Consider the following 14,615-nt stretch of genomic DNA (forward strand, 5'->3'; position numbering starts at 1 on the left):
TACGCGGTGACTGCGACTGCCTTCGTAGAATCGGGCTGTTTCAGCCGATCTCAACGCGCAGCCACCGACGGCGGCTGCCGCGCATTTTCCTTTCTCAGCATGACACAGAATCCCCAAACCCTGCACGTGGTTGATCATCCACTGGTGCAGCACAAGCTCACCCTGATGCGGTCCAAGACGGCCAGTACCAACAGCTTCCGGCGCCTGCTGACGGAAGTCAGCACGTTGATGGCCTATGAAGTCACGCGTGACGTGCCGACGCAGCTGGTGGAGATCGAAACGCCGCTGGAGTCCATGCGTGCGCCGATGATCGATGGCAAGAAGCTGGTGCTCGTGTCCATCCTGCGTGCAGGTGGCGGCATTCTCGACGGCGTGCTCAATGTCATCCCCGGCGCGCGCGTGGGTCACATCGGGCTGTATCGGGATCCGGATACGCTGGAGGCGGTCGAGTACTACTTCAAGATGCCCTCGGAGGTGGCCGAGCGCGATGTCATCCTGGTTGATCCGATGCTGGCCACCGGCAACTCCATCATTGCGGCGGTGAACCGCATGAAGGAGCTCAAGCCGCGTTCCATCAAGTTCCTGTGTATTCTGGCCGCGCCGGAGGGAGTGGCAGCGCTGCAGAAGGCGCATCCGGATGTGCATATTTACACGGCGGCGGTCGATCGCGGGCTGGATGATCATGGCTACATTCGCCCTGGTCTTGGCGATGCTGGTGACCGCATCTTTGGTACCAAATGACCGCGCCGTGCACTCCGAAGGACGCGCAATGCCTGACTGACTGTCCGCTGTGTCAGGAGCCGGGCGGGCGGGTGATCTATCACGACGCCCACCTGCGCGTCGTACATGCCGACGAGCCAGGACTGCCTGCCTTTTACCGGGTCATATGGCGCGCCCATGTGCGGGAGTGGACGGACCTGCCCGAGCCGGCGCAGTTGCGCTGCTTGCGCGCTGTGGCCGCCGTCGAACAGGCCATGCGAGACATCATTGCGCCTGACAAGGTCAATCTGGCGACGCTGGGCAACATGGTGGCCCATCTGCATTGGCATGTGATCGCCCGCTACCGGTGGGATGCGTGGTTCCCGGCGCCGGTGTGGGCCGCGCCGCAGCGCGCGCTCGATGCGCCTGAGCAGCGCGATGCGGCAGCCCGTCTGGCAGCCCTGCGCGAGCCGCTGGAGCAGGCCATGTGCCAGGCACTGACCCGACTGCCTGCGCCGCCTGCGTAGTCGATGCGGCACGCAACAGGGTTTGCACTGCCAGCGCCATGTCTTCGCATGGCTAGAATCGGTGCAGATGCACGGCTTGCCTAGCCTCCCACCGGCAGCATGCAACGCCGCAGCCGGCGGCAGTACTGGCCTGCGGAGCCACATAAGCCAAGCTTTTTGGCCATTCCGTCTGGCAGCCCCGATGCTGCAGTTCATCCCTTCAACGAGGAATCGCGACCACCATGGCGACCCCATCCAAAGCGACGTCAGACCAGCAGCAATCGTCATTGCAGGGTCGGATCATCAAGAAGTATCCCAACCGGCGGCTGTACGACCTGGCCCACTCGTGCTACATCACATTGGCCGACGTCAAACAGCTGATCATGGAGCACGAGCCGGTTGTCGTGGTCGATGCCAAGACGGGCGAGAACATCACGCGCAGCATTCTGCTGCAGATCATTCTTGAGGAGGAGGTAGCTGGCACGCCGATCTTCAGCGAGGCGGTGCTGGCCAATCTGATCCGTTTCTACGGGCACACCATGCAAGGCTTCATGGGCGCCTACATCGAAAAGAACATTCAGGCGATGGCCGAGCTGCAGTCGCAATGGGCCGAGCAGGCGCGGCAGATGCCGCCGGAGCTCTGGAACCAGTTCCAGGCGCTGGGGCAGCCGGTGATGCCCAACCTGATGGGCGACTACACCGAGCAGTCGCGTCAGGCCTTTGCCAGGGCACAGGAGCAGATGCAGGAGCAGGTGCGCCGCCAGACCGAGCAGTTCATGCAGTTGTTTGGCTTCAAGGCGGGCAGGTGAGGGCGGCGCGTGCCGTCACACGGACGCTGCGGCCACCGTCTGCGCCAGCTCCGGCGTGATCACACGGCGTGCGCCGTTGAAGCGGCTGCGCCAGTAGCGTACATTCATGTTCTCCACCCGGATGCTGGCGCCGGCGCGCGGTGAGTGGATGAAGCGGCCGTCACCAATATAGACGCCGACATGGCTGAATTTGCGACGCAGGGTGTTGAAAAACACGAGGTCGCCAGGCTTGAGCTCGCTGCGGTCGATGGCTTCGGTGGCGCGTGCCTGTTCGGCCGCGGTGCGCGGCAGCGTGTACCCAAGGGTGCGCTGGTACAGCGAAAGCACGAAGCCGCTGCAGTCAAAGCCGCCCTGCATGGTGCTGCTGCCGTACGCATAGGGGCGCCCGAGATAGCCCATGGCCGTGAGCACCACGTCCGACATCACAAGTGTTTGCGAGGGGAAGTGGGGACTGTCGTCCGAGCCAAGATGGCCAAACAGGTTCACGCGTGGCTGAGGGCCGGCATATCCGAGTGCGGCGGTTTTGTGGCGATTGCCGACGGCCTCGCCGGATGCGCCAAGCTCACGGCTGTGCAGAAAGCTGGCGATCACATCCTCGCTCTGTTCATCGGCGTGCGCAGGAATTTGCAGGCACACTGTCATGGCAAGGGCGGCGAACGCGAGAATAGGGCGAGGCATGGTCGGCGAAGATACCATCTTTTCTACAGAAAGAATACATAAAGTTGCTTCAACTCTATGATCCGTTTGGTAAAAATACTTGTATGCGTCGCCTTGTTGCAAGACGAAGGCTGCATTTGAACATACTCTTTTGCACGCAAGCAAGTTGCTTGCCAACCCTGTCTGGATTTCTTGTTCATCGCAGCGGATTACCCGTTGCTGGTGAATCCAATCGTTTGGGAGAACGCAATGTTGTTGGATGTGGAGCGCGCACAGCTGGTGCTGGTGGATTATCAGGCGAAGCTGATGCCGGCGATTTTCGAGGCGCAGCAGGTGCTGCAACGCGCCGCAATACTGGGGCAGCTGGCCACCCTGTTCGATGTGCCTTGCTGGGGCACCGAGCAGAACCCCGCCAAGCTCGGCGCCAATGATGCGCGGGTGCGTGCGGCCTGCCGTGAGACGTTCGCGAAGATGTATTTCGGTGCCTGTGCGGAGCCAGACCTGGTGCAGGCGCTGCGCCCGCCCGTCAAGCCTGCCGGGGGCAACGCACGCAGCCTGCCTCGACATCTGCAGAAGAGCCGGGAGCAACCACAGCAGCCATCGCGCGATCAGATTCTGGTGGCCGGTTGCGAAGCGCACGTCTGCCTCTTGCAGACGGCGCTGGGGCTGCTGGAGGAGGAGTTCGAGGTGTGGGTCGTCACCGATGCCTGCAGCTCACGCAGCGAACGCGACCGCGATGCCGCGTTCGACCGCCTCGCTGGAGCGGGGGTAGAGCTAGTCACTACCGAGATGGTGGCATTCGAATGGTGCCAGACTGCGGAGGACCCACGCTTCAAGCAAGTGCTGGCGCTGATCAAGTAACCAGCAACGCGCGCCACCGCGCGACCAATCATTGAGTAACAGGGGGAAAGCCGATGGACTTGGGCATTCAGGGACGTTGGGCGCTGGTATGTGCGTCCAGCGCCGGGCTGGGACTAGGCTGCGCGCGCGCACTGGTGCGCGAAGGGGTGCACGTGGTCATCAATGGACGCAACGCGGCGCGCCTGCAGGAAGCGGTGCAGCAGCTGCAGCCGTTGGCGGCAGTCAGTGGTGCGAAGGTGCTGGCGGTGGTGGCAGATGTCACCACTGATGCGGGCAGAACGGCATTGTTCGAGGTCGCCGGCGGGCCGGGCCATGCCTTCGACATTCTCGTCAACAACGCTGGCGGGCCGCCGCCGGGGGATTTCCGCGAGTGGGATGACGCCATCTGGCAGCAGGCCCTGCAGGCCAACATGCTCACGCCGATCGCCTTGATCAAGGCGGTCATCGACGGCATGGCCGAGCGCGGCTTCGGGCGCATCGTCAACATCACCTCCGGCGCGGTCAAGGCACCGATCGATGTGCTGGGGCTGTCCAATGGTGCGCGCAGCGGCCTGACGGGGTTTGTCGCCGGGCTGGCTCGCTCCGGCGTGGCCGCGCGGGGCGTGACGATCAATAACCTGCTGCCCGGCAAGTTCGACACCGATCGATTGCGGCAGACCCAGCGGGCACAGGCAGCCAAGAGTGGCCAGTCCCTGGAGGCCTTCGCTGCGGCGCAGGCCAGGGCCATCCCGGCGGGGCGTTTTGGTAACGCCGACGAATTCGGCGCCGCGTGCGCATTTCTGTGCAGCCAGCACGCTGGCTACATCACCGGGCAGAACTGGTTGCTCGACGGCGGCCAGTACCCTGGAACTTTTTGAAGGACTGAAAGCATGGCAAGAACCATACGTATTGAAGCATTCGGCGGCCCCGAAGTCCTGCAGCTGGCGGACCTGCCGGTACCGGATCCCGCAGCCGGGCAGGTGCGGTTGCGCCAGCACGCCATCGGCGTGAACTTCATCGATGTCTACCACCGCACGGGTTTGTACCCCAACACGCTGCCTCTGAATCTGGGGATGGAAGCCGCAGGCGAGGTCATTGCCGTTGGCGAAGGCGTCACGCATCTCAAAGAGGGTGATCGCGTCGCCTACGCGAGTGGCCCGCTGGGCAGCTATACCGAGGAACGCACCATGCCGGCGCAGAACGTCTGCCGGTTGCCCGACGGTATCAGCTACGAGACCGGCGCGGCCATGATGCTCAAAGGCCTGACGGTGCAGTACCTGCTCAAGAAATGCAAGCCTGTCGAAGGCCTCCATGCCGGCGACTACGTGCTGTTTCATGCTGGCGCCGGGGGCGTGGGGCTGATCGCCTGCCAATGGGCGCGTCATTTGGGCCTGCGGCTGATTGCCACTGCTGGCTCCGAGGAAAAATGCCGCCTGGCGCTGGAAAATGGTGCCGCGTATGCGATCAACTACAGAACGGAAGACTTTGTCGCGCGCGTCAAGGACATCACTGGCGGACAGGGGGTGAAGGTGGTGTACGACTCCATCGGCAAGGACACCTGGGAAGGCTCGCTTGACTGTCTGCAGCCATTTGGCTTGATGGTGACCTTTGGCAATGCGTCCGGGCCAGTGCCGCCGTTTGCGCCGGCAGTGCTGGCTGCCAAGGGTTCGCTGTACGTGACGCGCCAGACGCTGTTTGCGCACACCACGTCGCGCGAGCGCACGCAGGCCATGGCCGATGATCTGTTCGAGGTGGTGACATCCGGTGCGGTCAAGATCCACATCGACCAGCGCTTTGCCCTGGCCGATGCAGCTGATGCGCACCGGGCGCTGGAAGCACGCAAGACAACCGGTTCGACCATCTTGCTGCCTTGAGCGCCGCAGCGGGCGACCCGCCTATGAAAAAACGCCTCATGGGAGGCGTTTTTCCTTTGCATGCCGCGATCGCGGTCGCGGCAGTGCCGGACATCACTGATGTGCCGTTTATTTTTCGACGTTCTTGCCGATCAGGCCTGCCAGCTCAAACATGGTGATCTGGTCCTTGCCGAACAGCGGGCGCAGCTTGGCATCGGCGTTGATGTTGCGCTTGTTCTTGGCATCTTGCAGGTTGTTGGCCTTGATGTAGTCCCACAGCTTCTTGACGATTTCCGTGCGCGGCACGGGGGTGTCGCCGATGACCGCGGCCAGTTGTGCATTGGGCTTGAGCGGCTTCATGAAGGCGGCGTTGGGAGTACGTTTCTTGGCTGTAGCCATGGACAATCCTTTGAGACTTGATGATGGAACTTCGAATCGATCAGCGGGTAGGCCGGCTGGCCGGACGCAGCCCGCATCTGACGCTCGTCGCGCGAGCAGGGATGCGTCCCGGCTCGCACAAGGCAATCAGTATCCGACATTTCACGCGGTCCTCGGAAAAAGGCCGCGGTGACTTCGTTAACATCTGTTGCCCTGCGAGAAGGGCGCCAGAGTCTAACACTCTCGCCTGCTGCCGGCGGGGATTCTCGCCCCGCCGGTGTTTCGGGGCGGCGCAAGGCGCTTGTGGATCACTGCCGCTATGGCGTGCGCGCAACACCGCGTCACCGCGCCGAGTCCCGCCGGGCTATCCCGTCATCACGAAGCTGTCATTGGCTGGTAACCCGGGCAGAGTCGGTGCGCAGCGGCGCGCGCAATGCACTGTGCGATGTGCGATACGCCCCTACAATTGGTTCTGAAACTGATTCTCAATTCAAGAGTCAGACTGCCGGTTTCAATTCCTGTTGCGAGTCCATTCATGCCATCTTCTACTTTGTCGGGCGGTTTCTTTTCAGCACTTGGTTTGCGGGGCACGCGTGCGGCGGTTCTGTGTGCCATGGCACTGGCTGCAGCACTTGCGGCTGCGCCGGCTTCTGCGCAGCCCGCGTCGCAGGTGATTTTCGAGACCAGTCTGGGCAAGCAGGTTGCGGTGCCCGCTGCGCCTGCGCGTGTGGTGGTATTTGACCTTGCCACGCTGGACATGCTGCAGGCCCTGGGTGTGGATGCCGTTGTCGGCGTGCCGGCATTTCGTATGCCCGAGCATCTCAAGGCCTTCGAGAGTGATTCGGTGGCAAAGGTGGGCAGCCTGTTCGAGCCTGATTACGAGGCGATTCGCGCGCTAAATCCGCAGGTCATCTTCATTGGGCGCCGCAGCCAAGCGCGCGAGGCGGAGTTGGCCAAACTGGCACCTACCGTGGACATGGCCATTGACGAGAGCCATGCGGTGGACAGCATCTTTGCCAATCTACGCGCACTGGGCAGGCTGTTTGACCGTGAGGACCGCGCTGAACGCCTGATCGCTGAGGCGCAGGCCGAAATCGAGGCGCTGCGCGCCATCGCCCCGAGGGCGGGGACGGCGATGGTTTTGCTGGTCAGTGGCGGACGCATCAACACTTACGGGCCCGGCTCGCGCATGGGCATGATCTTTGACGTATTCGGCGTACAGCCGGCGATGCGCACGGGCCTTGAGAATGTGCACGGGCGGCATGGGCAGTCGATCTCGTTCGAGTACATCCTGCAGGCCAATCCGGACTGGCTGCTGGTGCTTGACCGCGATGGCGCCATTGGCCGCGAGGGCGAGGCCGCCAGGCAGCTGCTCGACAATGCGTTGGTGAAGGCGACGACCGCGGGAAGGAAGGGCCAGATCGTGTTTCTGGATGGAATGAACTGGTACGCGCTCGATGGTGCTGGCATCACCGCCTTGCGCGAGAACGTGCGGCAGCTTCACGAAGTGTTTGCGCGCAGTCTGGCGGCGCAGTGATGCCCTGTGTGATGACGATGTACAACGTCTTCTGTTCCGTTTGCCCGGCTGTGCGCTGGGGGCAGTTTGCGCGGTGAGGCCATGACGTCGATGTTCACGGCGCCCGCCAGCGCGTGGCGGCCGCGCCGCTGGCACCGGGCCATGCTCTTGGTGATTGCGCTGGTGCTGTTGGTTCTGCTGGCCGTATGGAGCACGCTGGTGGGCGCCATCTGGCTGTCGCCGCGCGCATTGCTGCGGCCCGAGAGTGACGACATGCTGGCGCAGATCCTGTTCGTCAGCCGTGTGCCGCGCACGCTGGCGCTGGTACTGGCCGGTGCCAGCATTGCCGTGGCGGGCATGATCATGCAGATGGTCGCGCGCAACCGCTTTGTCGAGCCGGCGACCGTCGGCACGGTCAGCGCCGCCAGTCTCGGGATGCTGGTGGTGGCACTGATCGCCCCCGGCATGGCGTTGTTCGGCAAGATGCTGGTGGCTGCGTGTTTTGCGCTGGCCGCGACCGGTGTTTTCCTGCTGATCCTGCAACGGCTACCGCTGCGCAGCACGTTATTGGTGCCGCTGGTTGGCCTGGTGTTTGCCGGCATGATTGAGGCGGCGACCAGCTTTCTGGCCTACCGCTTCGACATGCTGCAGGCCATCCGCGCTTGGACGATAGGGGACTTTTCTGCGGTCCTGCAAGGCCGCTATGAGTTGCTGTGGGTATCCCTGGCGCTGACCGTGGCCGCATTCTTGGCGGCAGACCGTTTCACGGTGATAGGCATGGGTGAATCCGTGGCCACCAGTCTGGGGGTGCATTACGGGCGTTGGATCTTCATTGGCTTGCTGATCGTGTCGATGGTCACCGCCTCGGTGGTGGTGACTGTGGGGATGATCCCGTTTCTCGGGCTGATCGTGCCCAACATCGTCAGTCTCTGGGTGGGTGATCGCATGCGCCATTCGGTCGTCTGGGTGGCGCTGCTTGGCGCGCTGCTGATGCTGGCCTGTGACATCGTGGGCCGGCTGATCATTCATCCCTATGAGATTCCCATTGGCACCATCATGGGGGTCCTGGGCAGCGTGCTGTTTCTGGGGTTGTTATGGCGCAAGCGCGCCGAGCTCGGGTAGCGCCAATGAAACAAACCGTTGCACAACAGCGTGCCAGTCTGCGGCGGGCATTGGGCTGGCTCCGGGGCTGGGGCTCTCTTGGCCCGGGTGCGCGCTTGGCGGCGCTGGGGGCACTGGCGGTGCTGTGCGCCGCGCTGTACCTCACCTTGCAGGTGCGCACGGACTGGGCGTTCACGCTGCGCTACCGCGGCGCGCGGCTGGCGGCGATGGGGCTGGTGGCGTACGCAATTGGGGTTTCAACGGTGCTGTTTCACAGCATCACGCACAACCGCATCCTCACGCCTGCCATCATGGGGTTTGATGCGCTTTACCTGCTGATCCAGACGGGGCTGGCGTTTGCGTTTGGCATGACGGCGGTGCTGGCCTTTAACCCGACGCTCAAGTTCGTGGGCGAGACGGCAGCGATGGTGCTGCTGGCGTGGCTGCTGTTTCGCAGCCTGTTTTCCGGCGCGGTACGCAGTCTGCACCTGATGCTGCTGGTCGGGGTGGTGCTGGGCGTACTGTTTCGCGCGCTCACCGGCTTGATGTTGCGGTTGATCGATCCGAATCAGTTCGGCACACTGCAGGATCGCTTCTTTGCCAGCTTCAACCTCATGGCCACGCACTTGCTGTGGTCGGCTGCGGCCGTGCTGGCGCTGACCTCGCTGTTTCTCTGGCGCATCCGCCGCAGTTTCGATGTGATTGCGCTTGGCCGCGATCTGGCCATCAGCCTGGGCGTGGACTATCCGAAACGGGTGATGCAGATACTGTTTTGCATCGCAGTGCTGGTGTCGGTTTCGACGGCGCTGGTCGGGCCGGTCACTTTCCTCGGCCTGCTGGTGGCAAACCTGGCGTACCTGTTGCTGGGCGACATGCGCCATCGCTACACGTTGCCGGCCGCCGTGCTGCTCGGGGCGATTGCCCTGGTGGGCGGGCAGCTGATCCTCGAACATGGCCTGGGCTACAACTCGGCGCTGAGCATGGTCATCGAATTCGTCGGTGGCATGGCATTCCTGGTGTTGCTGTTGCGCGGCCAGCGCACGCGCTAAGAACCTGTTCAAAGTCTCTTCATGATCGAAATCGAGCAAGTCACCAAACGCTATGGCACGACGCCGGTGGTCGATAGCGTGACGCTGACCCTGCCCAAGGGAGGGGTGACCTCCATCATCGGGCCCAACGGCGCCGGCAAGTCGACGTTGCTGTCCATGGTCAGTCGTCTGTTGCCGATGAGCGCAGGCTGTGTGCGCGTGGACGGACTGGACGTCAGCCACACGCCGAGCGACGTGTTGGCGCGCAAACTGGCCATCCTGCGCCAGGACAACCCGATGACGCTGCGGCTGAAGGTGCGTGATCTGGTTGCGTTCGGGCGCTTTCCGCATTCCAAGGGGCGACTGCTGCCCGGCGATGAGCAGCATGTTCACAATGCTCTGAACCATCTTGAGCTGACGGATCTGGCGGACCGCTACCTGGACGAGCTCTCGGGTGGGCAGCGCCAGCGCGCTTTTGTGGCAATGGTGATGTGCCAGGACACCGATTACGTACTGCTGGACGAGCCCCTCAACAACCTCGACATGCACCATGGCGTGGCGATGATGCGGCTGCTGCGCGAACTGGCCGATGTGCATGGTAAGACGGTGGTCATCGTCATTCACGACATCAACTTTGCCTCCACCTATTCGGACCGCATCATTGCCATGAAGAAGGGCCGCGTGGCTTTTGCGGGGACGCCAGCGGAGCTGATCCGGCCCGAGGTTCTCAGGCCCCTGTATGAGCTGGACATCGCGGTGCACGAGATCGAGGGGCAGCGCATCTGCACGTTCTACCGTTAGAACCTGCTTACGGTCTTTTTATGCATCGCCATCGTACCTGCGCAAAGCACGCTTGCCGGTGGCCTGCGGGCAAGGTACAATTGCCGGTTTTGCAAACAACATCCACAAACCTTTTAAGGACACACTGAGATGGCAACCAAGCCCGCCAAGAAGAACCCGCGCCTTGCCTCTGGCCGCAAGCGCGCCCGCCAGAATGTGGCACTGAATGCAGCCAACACGTCGCTGCGCTCGAAGTACCGCACCTACATCAAGAATGTCGAGAAGGCCGTTGCCACTGGCGACAAGGCCAAGGCCGCTGAAGCCTTTGTCAAGGCGCAGAGCGTCATTGACAGCATCGCCGACAAGGGCATCTTCCACAAGAACAAGGCCGCACGCGACAAGAGCCGTCTGTCGGCCAAGGTCAAGGCCCTGGCACAGGCTGCCTGATTTCCCCGAATTTCCATTTTTTTGAAAAAGCACGGAGTTCGCCTTTGAACTCCGCCGTTTGATCAGGGTGCGCTGTTTGCAATGAAAAACCGTCTGGAGCGATCCAGGCGGTTTTTTCATGGGCGTGCTGCGAACAGCTTGACGGTGAGTTCGTGCGTATGATGCGCGTGGCGCTGCCGTGCAGCGCGCACCTTGCATTTCCTTTCTCTTTTCAGCCATGCCCCAGCGCAGTGAAGCCCATGTCGGCCTGATGTACGCCTTAGCCGCCTACGGCTCCTGGGGCTTGATGACGATTTACTGGAAGTGCGTCAGCTGGATGCCGAGTCTGGAGCTGATCGCCCACCGCGTGCTGTGGACGGTGGTGCTGATGGTGCCGCTGCTGGTGGCCATGGGCAACTGGCGTGAGTTGCTGCAGGTGATGCGGCACAGGCGGTTGCTGGGCATCTTGTTCGTGACCGCGGCGCTGATCTCGGTCAACTGGCTGGGGTTTGTCTGGGCGGTCAACAGCGGGCGCGTGCTGCAGGCCAGTCTGGGCTATTTCATCAATCCGCTGTTGAGCGTGCTGCTGGGCGTAGCCTTGCTCGGTGAGCGGTTGCGTGTCGCGCAGTGGCTGGCGATTGCACTGGCCGGCGTGGGCGTGCTGTGGCTGGTCATCTGGCAGGGCGAGGTGCCCTGGATAGGGCTGATGCTGGCGGGTACGTTTGCGGTGTACGGGTTGCTGCGCAAGTTCACGCCGGTCTCAGCCACGGTCGGGCTGACGGTCGAATCGGCTCTGATTGCCCCGATTGCGCTGGGGTATTTGCTGTGGTCGGCTGATGCCGCGGGCGGCAGTCATTTTCTCAGCCATGGCTGGGGCGGGGCAGTGCTGGTGGCGCTCAGCGGCGTGCTGACTGCCGCGCCGTTGCTGTGGTTTGCCAACGCAGCGCGCAGGCTGTCGCTGACGACATTGGGGCTGGTGCAGTACGTGGCGCCGACGACGCAGCTGTTGCTGGGGGTGTTTGCCTTCCACGAGAACTTCACCGTGAATCACCTCATCGCCTTCGGCTGGATCTGGGCGGGGCTGGCGGTATTTTCCGCGCATGCGCTGCTGCGTGCACGGCGGTGATGGCACGTGCTGGCAGCTCACGCTGCGCGGAGCGGGAACAGGTGCCGGGCGCCTGCGTCGCCATCAGGGTGCCTGTGGCTGATTGGGATGAGTCGCGCATTGTCGGTGGGCCCATGGACTGGGGTCGGCCGCGCTCACACGGCCAGCAGCGCCCGCACATCATCGCTGCCCATCTGGGCATGTTCGCCCTGAGCGACGACCTCGCCGCGATTGAGCACGACGAAGCGGTCGGCCAGCTCGTGCGCGAAGTCGAAGTACTGCTCGCACAGCAGGATGGCGATATCGCCCCGGCCCTTGAGCATCTGGATGACGCGGCCAATGTCCTTGATGATCGACGGCTGGATGCCTTCGGTGGGTTCATCCAGGATGATGAGCCTGGGTTCTGCCACCAGTGCGCGGGCAATGGCCAGCTGCTGTTGCTGCCCGCCTGACAGGTCGCCGCCACGGCGCGCCAGCATGCTCTTGAGCACCGGGAACAGCTCGTAGATTTCCTCCTTGATGGCCTTGGCGCGGCTGGATGGGAACCGCGCCATGCCCATCAGGATGTTTTCCTCCACCGTCAGGCGCGCAAAGATGTCGCGGCCTTGTGGCACGTAGGCCATGCCCAGCCCCGCGCGCCGGTGTGGCGGCAGGCGGGCGATGTCCTGTCCGTCAAAGGTGATGCTGCCGCTGGCGATGGGTAGCACGCCCATCAGGCACTTGAGCAGTGTGGTCTTGCCCACGCCGTTGCGCCCCAGCAGTGCCATGCATTCGCCGGCGCGCACGTCCATGCTGACGCCGCGCAGAGTGTGGCTGCCACCGTAGTATTGGTTGATTTGCTTGACTTCCAGCATGCCAGTCTTTCATTGGATGGGGTGTGGGCCGGATGTGTGGGCAGGCCGGTGGCGACGGCGCACGCATGCCTGGCCGCGGACCTTTGCGCTACCGCCCCAGGTACACCTCGATCACGCGCTCGTCGCTTTGCACTTCGTCCATCGTGCCTTCGGCCAGCACCGATCCTTCGCACAGCACGGTGACCTTGCCGCCCTGCGCGATCTGGGCAACGAAGTCCATGTCGTGCTCGACCACCATCAGCGAGTGCTTGCCCTTGAGGGTGTTGAACAGCTCGCCGGTGCGCTCGGTCTCGGCATCGGTCATGCCTGCGACGGGTTCATCAAGCAGCAGCAGCTTGGGCTCCTGCATCAGCAGCATGCCGATTTCCAGCCACTGTTTCTGACCATGCGAGAGCAGGCCGGCCGGGCGGCGATAGGCCTGCATCAGGCCAACGGTCTCAAGCACTTCGGCGATGCGGTCTGCCTGCTCGCCATTGAGGCGTGCGCGCAGAATCGGCCAGACGCGCTTGTCGGCCTTCATCGCCAGCTCCAGGTTCTCCAGCACCGTGTGTTCCTCGAACACGGTGGGGCGCTGAAACTTGCGGCCGATGCCTGCATTGGCAATCTGTGTTTCGCTCATCTTCGTCAGGTCCAGGTTCTGGCCGAAGAAGGCGCTGCCGCTGGTAGGGCGGGTCTTGCCGGTGATGACATCCATCATCGTGGTCTTGCCCGCGCCATTGGGGCCGATGATGCAGCGCAACTCGCCCACACCGATATCCAGCGAGAGGTTGTTGATGGCGCGAAAGCCGTCAAAGACGACGCTGACGTTCTCCAGATACAGGATGACGCCATGCGAGGTATCCACCCCCTCGCTGGCAGGGCGGCCATAGCTGGCCTGACCGCCGAGGTGGTTTTCCGGGTCGGGCTGGCCGGCTGTGGCTGTGGCCGTATCCACCAGTGCGCGTGCTTCAGTCATGGGCAGCTCCCTTGCGGCGGGCCAGCAGCTTGCGCACCAGGCCGACGATGCCTTGCGGCAGGAAAATGGTCACCAGCACGAACAGCGCTCCCAGCGCGTAGAGCCAGTATTCAGGCATGGCACTCGTGAACCAGGTTTTCAGCCCGTTGACGGCGCCGGCGCCGATGATGGGGCCGATCAGCGTGCCGCGCCCGCCAGTGGCAACCCATATGACCATCTCGATCGAGTTGGCTGGTGACATCTCGGACGGGTTGATGATGCCAACCTGTGGTACGTAGAGTGCGCCCGCAATGCCGCAGATGATGGCCGAGAGCGTCCACACGAACAGCTTGAAGCCCAGCGGTTCATAGCCCAGAAAGCGCACGCGGCTTTCGGCATCGCGCACGGCGGTGAGTACGCGGCCATACTTGGATTGCACCAGCGCCCGTGAGGCGATCAGCGTGGCAAACAGCACAGCCAGCGTGACCCAGAACAGGGCGGCGCGCGTGCCGGCGGCGGTCAGGTCAAAACCGAGAATGCGGCGGAAGTCGTTGAAGCCGTTGGTGCCGCCCAGTCCCGTCTCGTTGCGGAAGAACAGCAACATGGCCGCAAACGTCAGCGCCTGGGTGATGATGGAGAAATACACGCCTTTGATGCGCGAACGGAACGCGAAGTAGCCGAACACGAAGGCCAGCACGCCTGGCACCAGCACTACCAGCACCATGGCCCAAAGGAAATGGCCGGTGCCCCACCAGAACCAGGGGTAGTCGCTCCAGCCCAGAAAGCCCATGAAGCCTGGCATGGCCTGGTCCTGGCTCGCCGCAGTGACGCGCACCAGATACATGCCGTGCGCATAGCCACCCAGCGCAAAGAAAATGCCATGGCCCAGTGAGAGAATGCCCGCATAGCCCCAGACCAGATCCAGCGCTAGCGCCGCCAGCGCATAGCACATGAACTTGCCCAGCAGCGCAATGGTGTGGGCCGGGATGTGCAGCGTGTGGCCGGGCTCGAAGATGAGGTTCAGCAGCGGCAGCAGGGCAAGGACGAGACAGGCGGCCAGCAGCGCCGTCCACATCGCGGGAGAAAACAGCCGCGGACGGGTGACGGCCAGCATGTCTTGGTAAGTGAC

Annotated in this window: 17 protein-coding genes; 12 read left to right on the plus strand and 5 right to left on the minus strand. The window is 63.1% G+C overall.

Annotated features, from left to right (window positions below; translation table 11 throughout):
* The first annotated feature begins 99 nt into the window (after window positions 1-99).
* From upp to phaR, 3 genes are all read left to right on the plus strand, one after another.
* The gene (gene upp / locus AAV94_RS11270; protein WP_046742335.1) at window positions 100-741 is read left to right on the plus strand and encodes a uracil phosphoribosyltransferase; all 642 of its coding nucleotides are present in this window, start codon (window positions 100-102) and stop codon (window positions 739-741) included.
* Window positions 738-1,226: an HIT family protein gene (locus AAV94_RS11275; RefSeq protein WP_046742336.1), complete on the plus strand. Its 489-nt coding sequence runs from the start codon at window positions 738-740 to the stop codon at window positions 1,224-1,226. Before upp ends, AAV94_RS11275 begins: the two co-directional genes overlap by 4 nt.
* 221 nt (window positions 1,227-1,447) lie before the next feature.
* Window positions 1,448-2,014: a polyhydroxyalkanoate synthesis repressor PhaR gene (gene phaR, locus AAV94_RS11280; RefSeq protein ID WP_046742337.1), complete on the plus strand. Its 567-nt coding sequence runs from the start codon at window positions 1,448-1,450 to the stop codon at window positions 2,012-2,014.
* A 15-nt stretch (window positions 2,015-2,029) separates the two neighbouring features.
* Here the strand turns inward: phaR and AAV94_RS11285 are convergent, their stop codons facing one another.
* Window positions 2,030-2,656: a C40 family peptidase gene (locus AAV94_RS11285; protein ID WP_231731368.1), complete on the minus strand. Its 627-nt coding sequence runs from the start codon at window positions 2,654-2,656 to the stop codon at window positions 2,030-2,032.
* A 264-nt stretch (window positions 2,657-2,920) separates the two neighbouring features.
* Between AAV94_RS11285 and AAV94_RS11290 the strand changes: the two genes are divergently transcribed.
* The 3 genes from AAV94_RS11290 to AAV94_RS11300 are packed head-to-tail and all read left to right on the plus strand — an operon-like array spanning window position 2,921 to window position 5,385.
* A complete protein-coding gene (locus AAV94_RS11290) occupies window positions 2,921-3,532 on the plus strand; it encodes an isochorismatase family protein (RefSeq protein WP_046742338.1) in 612 nt (203 codons plus the stop codon).
* Between the two features lie 53 nt (window positions 3,533-3,585).
* Entirely contained in the window at window positions 3,586-4,389 is an 804-nt protein-coding gene (locus AAV94_RS11295) for an SDR family oxidoreductase (RefSeq protein ID WP_046742339.1), read from the plus strand.
* Between the two features lie 12 nt (window positions 4,390-4,401).
* The gene (locus AAV94_RS11300) at window positions 4,402-5,385 is read left to right on the plus strand and encodes a quinone oxidoreductase family protein (protein ID WP_046742340.1); all 984 of its coding nucleotides are present in this window, start codon (window positions 4,402-4,404) and stop codon (window positions 5,383-5,385) included.
* 108 nt (window positions 5,386-5,493) lie between these two features.
* Here AAV94_RS11300 and AAV94_RS11305 read toward each other — a convergent pair whose 3' ends face one another.
* Window positions 5,494-5,763 carry an SWIB/MDM2 domain-containing protein gene (locus AAV94_RS11305; protein WP_046742341.1) on the minus strand — a complete coding sequence of 90 codons (270 nt, stop codon included), beginning with the start codon at window positions 5,761-5,763 and terminating at the stop codon, window positions 5,494-5,496.
* Between the two features lie 592 nt (window positions 5,764-6,355).
* Here AAV94_RS11305 and AAV94_RS11310 point away from each other — a divergent pair.
* The 6 genes from AAV94_RS11310 to rarD all read left to right on the plus strand — a co-directional run bounded on the left by AAV94_RS11310 (window position 6,356) and on the right by rarD (window position 11,719).
* Window positions 6,356-7,279, plus strand: a complete 924-nt coding sequence (locus AAV94_RS11310; RefSeq protein WP_046742342.1) for a siderophore ABC transporter substrate-binding protein — start codon at window positions 6,356-6,358, stop codon at window positions 7,277-7,279.
* Between the two features lie 141 nt (window positions 7,280-7,420).
* On the plus strand, window positions 7,421-8,380 hold the full coding sequence (locus AAV94_RS11315; RefSeq protein WP_046742396.1) for an ABC transporter permease: 960 nt from the start codon (window positions 7,421-7,423) through the stop codon (window positions 8,378-8,380).
* Between the two features lie 5 nt (window positions 8,381-8,385).
* Entirely contained in the window at window positions 8,386-9,408 is a 1,023-nt protein-coding gene (locus tag AAV94_RS11320; protein ID WP_084824883.1) for an iron chelate uptake ABC transporter family permease subunit, read from the plus strand.
* A gap of 21 nt (window positions 9,409-9,429) precedes the next feature.
* Window positions 9,430-10,188 carry an iron ABC transporter ATP-binding protein gene (locus tag AAV94_RS11325; protein ID WP_046742343.1) on the plus strand — a complete coding sequence of 253 codons (759 nt, stop codon included), beginning with the start codon at window positions 9,430-9,432 and terminating at the stop codon, window positions 10,186-10,188.
* Window positions 10,189-10,317: 129 nt separating this feature from the next.
* On the plus strand, window positions 10,318-10,614 hold the full coding sequence (rpsT, locus tag AAV94_RS11330) for a 30S ribosomal protein S20 (protein ID WP_046742344.1): 297 nt from the start codon (window positions 10,318-10,320) through the stop codon (window positions 10,612-10,614).
* A 217-nt stretch (window positions 10,615-10,831) separates the two neighbouring features.
* The gene (rarD, locus tag AAV94_RS11335; protein ID WP_046742345.1) at window positions 10,832-11,719 is read left to right on the plus strand and encodes an EamA family transporter RarD; all 888 of its coding nucleotides are present in this window, start codon (window positions 10,832-10,834) and stop codon (window positions 11,717-11,719) included.
* Window positions 11,720-11,853: 134 nt separating this feature from the next.
* On the opposite strand, the gene urtE is transcribed toward rarD, so the two are convergent.
* From urtE to urtC, 3 genes are all read right to left on the minus strand, one after another.
* Window positions 11,854-12,552, minus strand: a complete 699-nt coding sequence (gene urtE, locus AAV94_RS11340; protein WP_046742346.1) for an urea ABC transporter ATP-binding subunit UrtE — start codon at window positions 12,550-12,552, stop codon at window positions 11,854-11,856.
* A gap of 88 nt (window positions 12,553-12,640) precedes the next feature.
* The gene (gene urtD / locus AAV94_RS11345; protein ID WP_084824884.1) at window positions 12,641-13,507 is read right to left on the minus strand and encodes an urea ABC transporter ATP-binding protein UrtD; all 867 of its coding nucleotides are present in this window, start codon (window positions 13,505-13,507) and stop codon (window positions 12,641-12,643) included.
* Window positions 13,500-14,600 (minus strand): urea ABC transporter permease subunit UrtC, encoded by a 1,101-nt coding sequence (gene urtC / locus AAV94_RS11350; RefSeq protein WP_407927316.1) that lies wholly within the window; start codon window positions 14,598-14,600, stop codon window positions 13,500-13,502. The genes urtD and urtC overlap by 8 nt, the downstream gene beginning before the upstream one ends.
* Window positions 14,601-14,615 lie beyond the last annotated feature (15 nt).

Origin of the sequence: Lampropedia cohaerens (assembly GCF_001005215.1) — a bacterium.
Taxonomy (GTDB): domain Bacteria; phylum Pseudomonadota; class Gammaproteobacteria; order Burkholderiales; family Burkholderiaceae_C; genus Lampropedia; species Lampropedia cohaerens.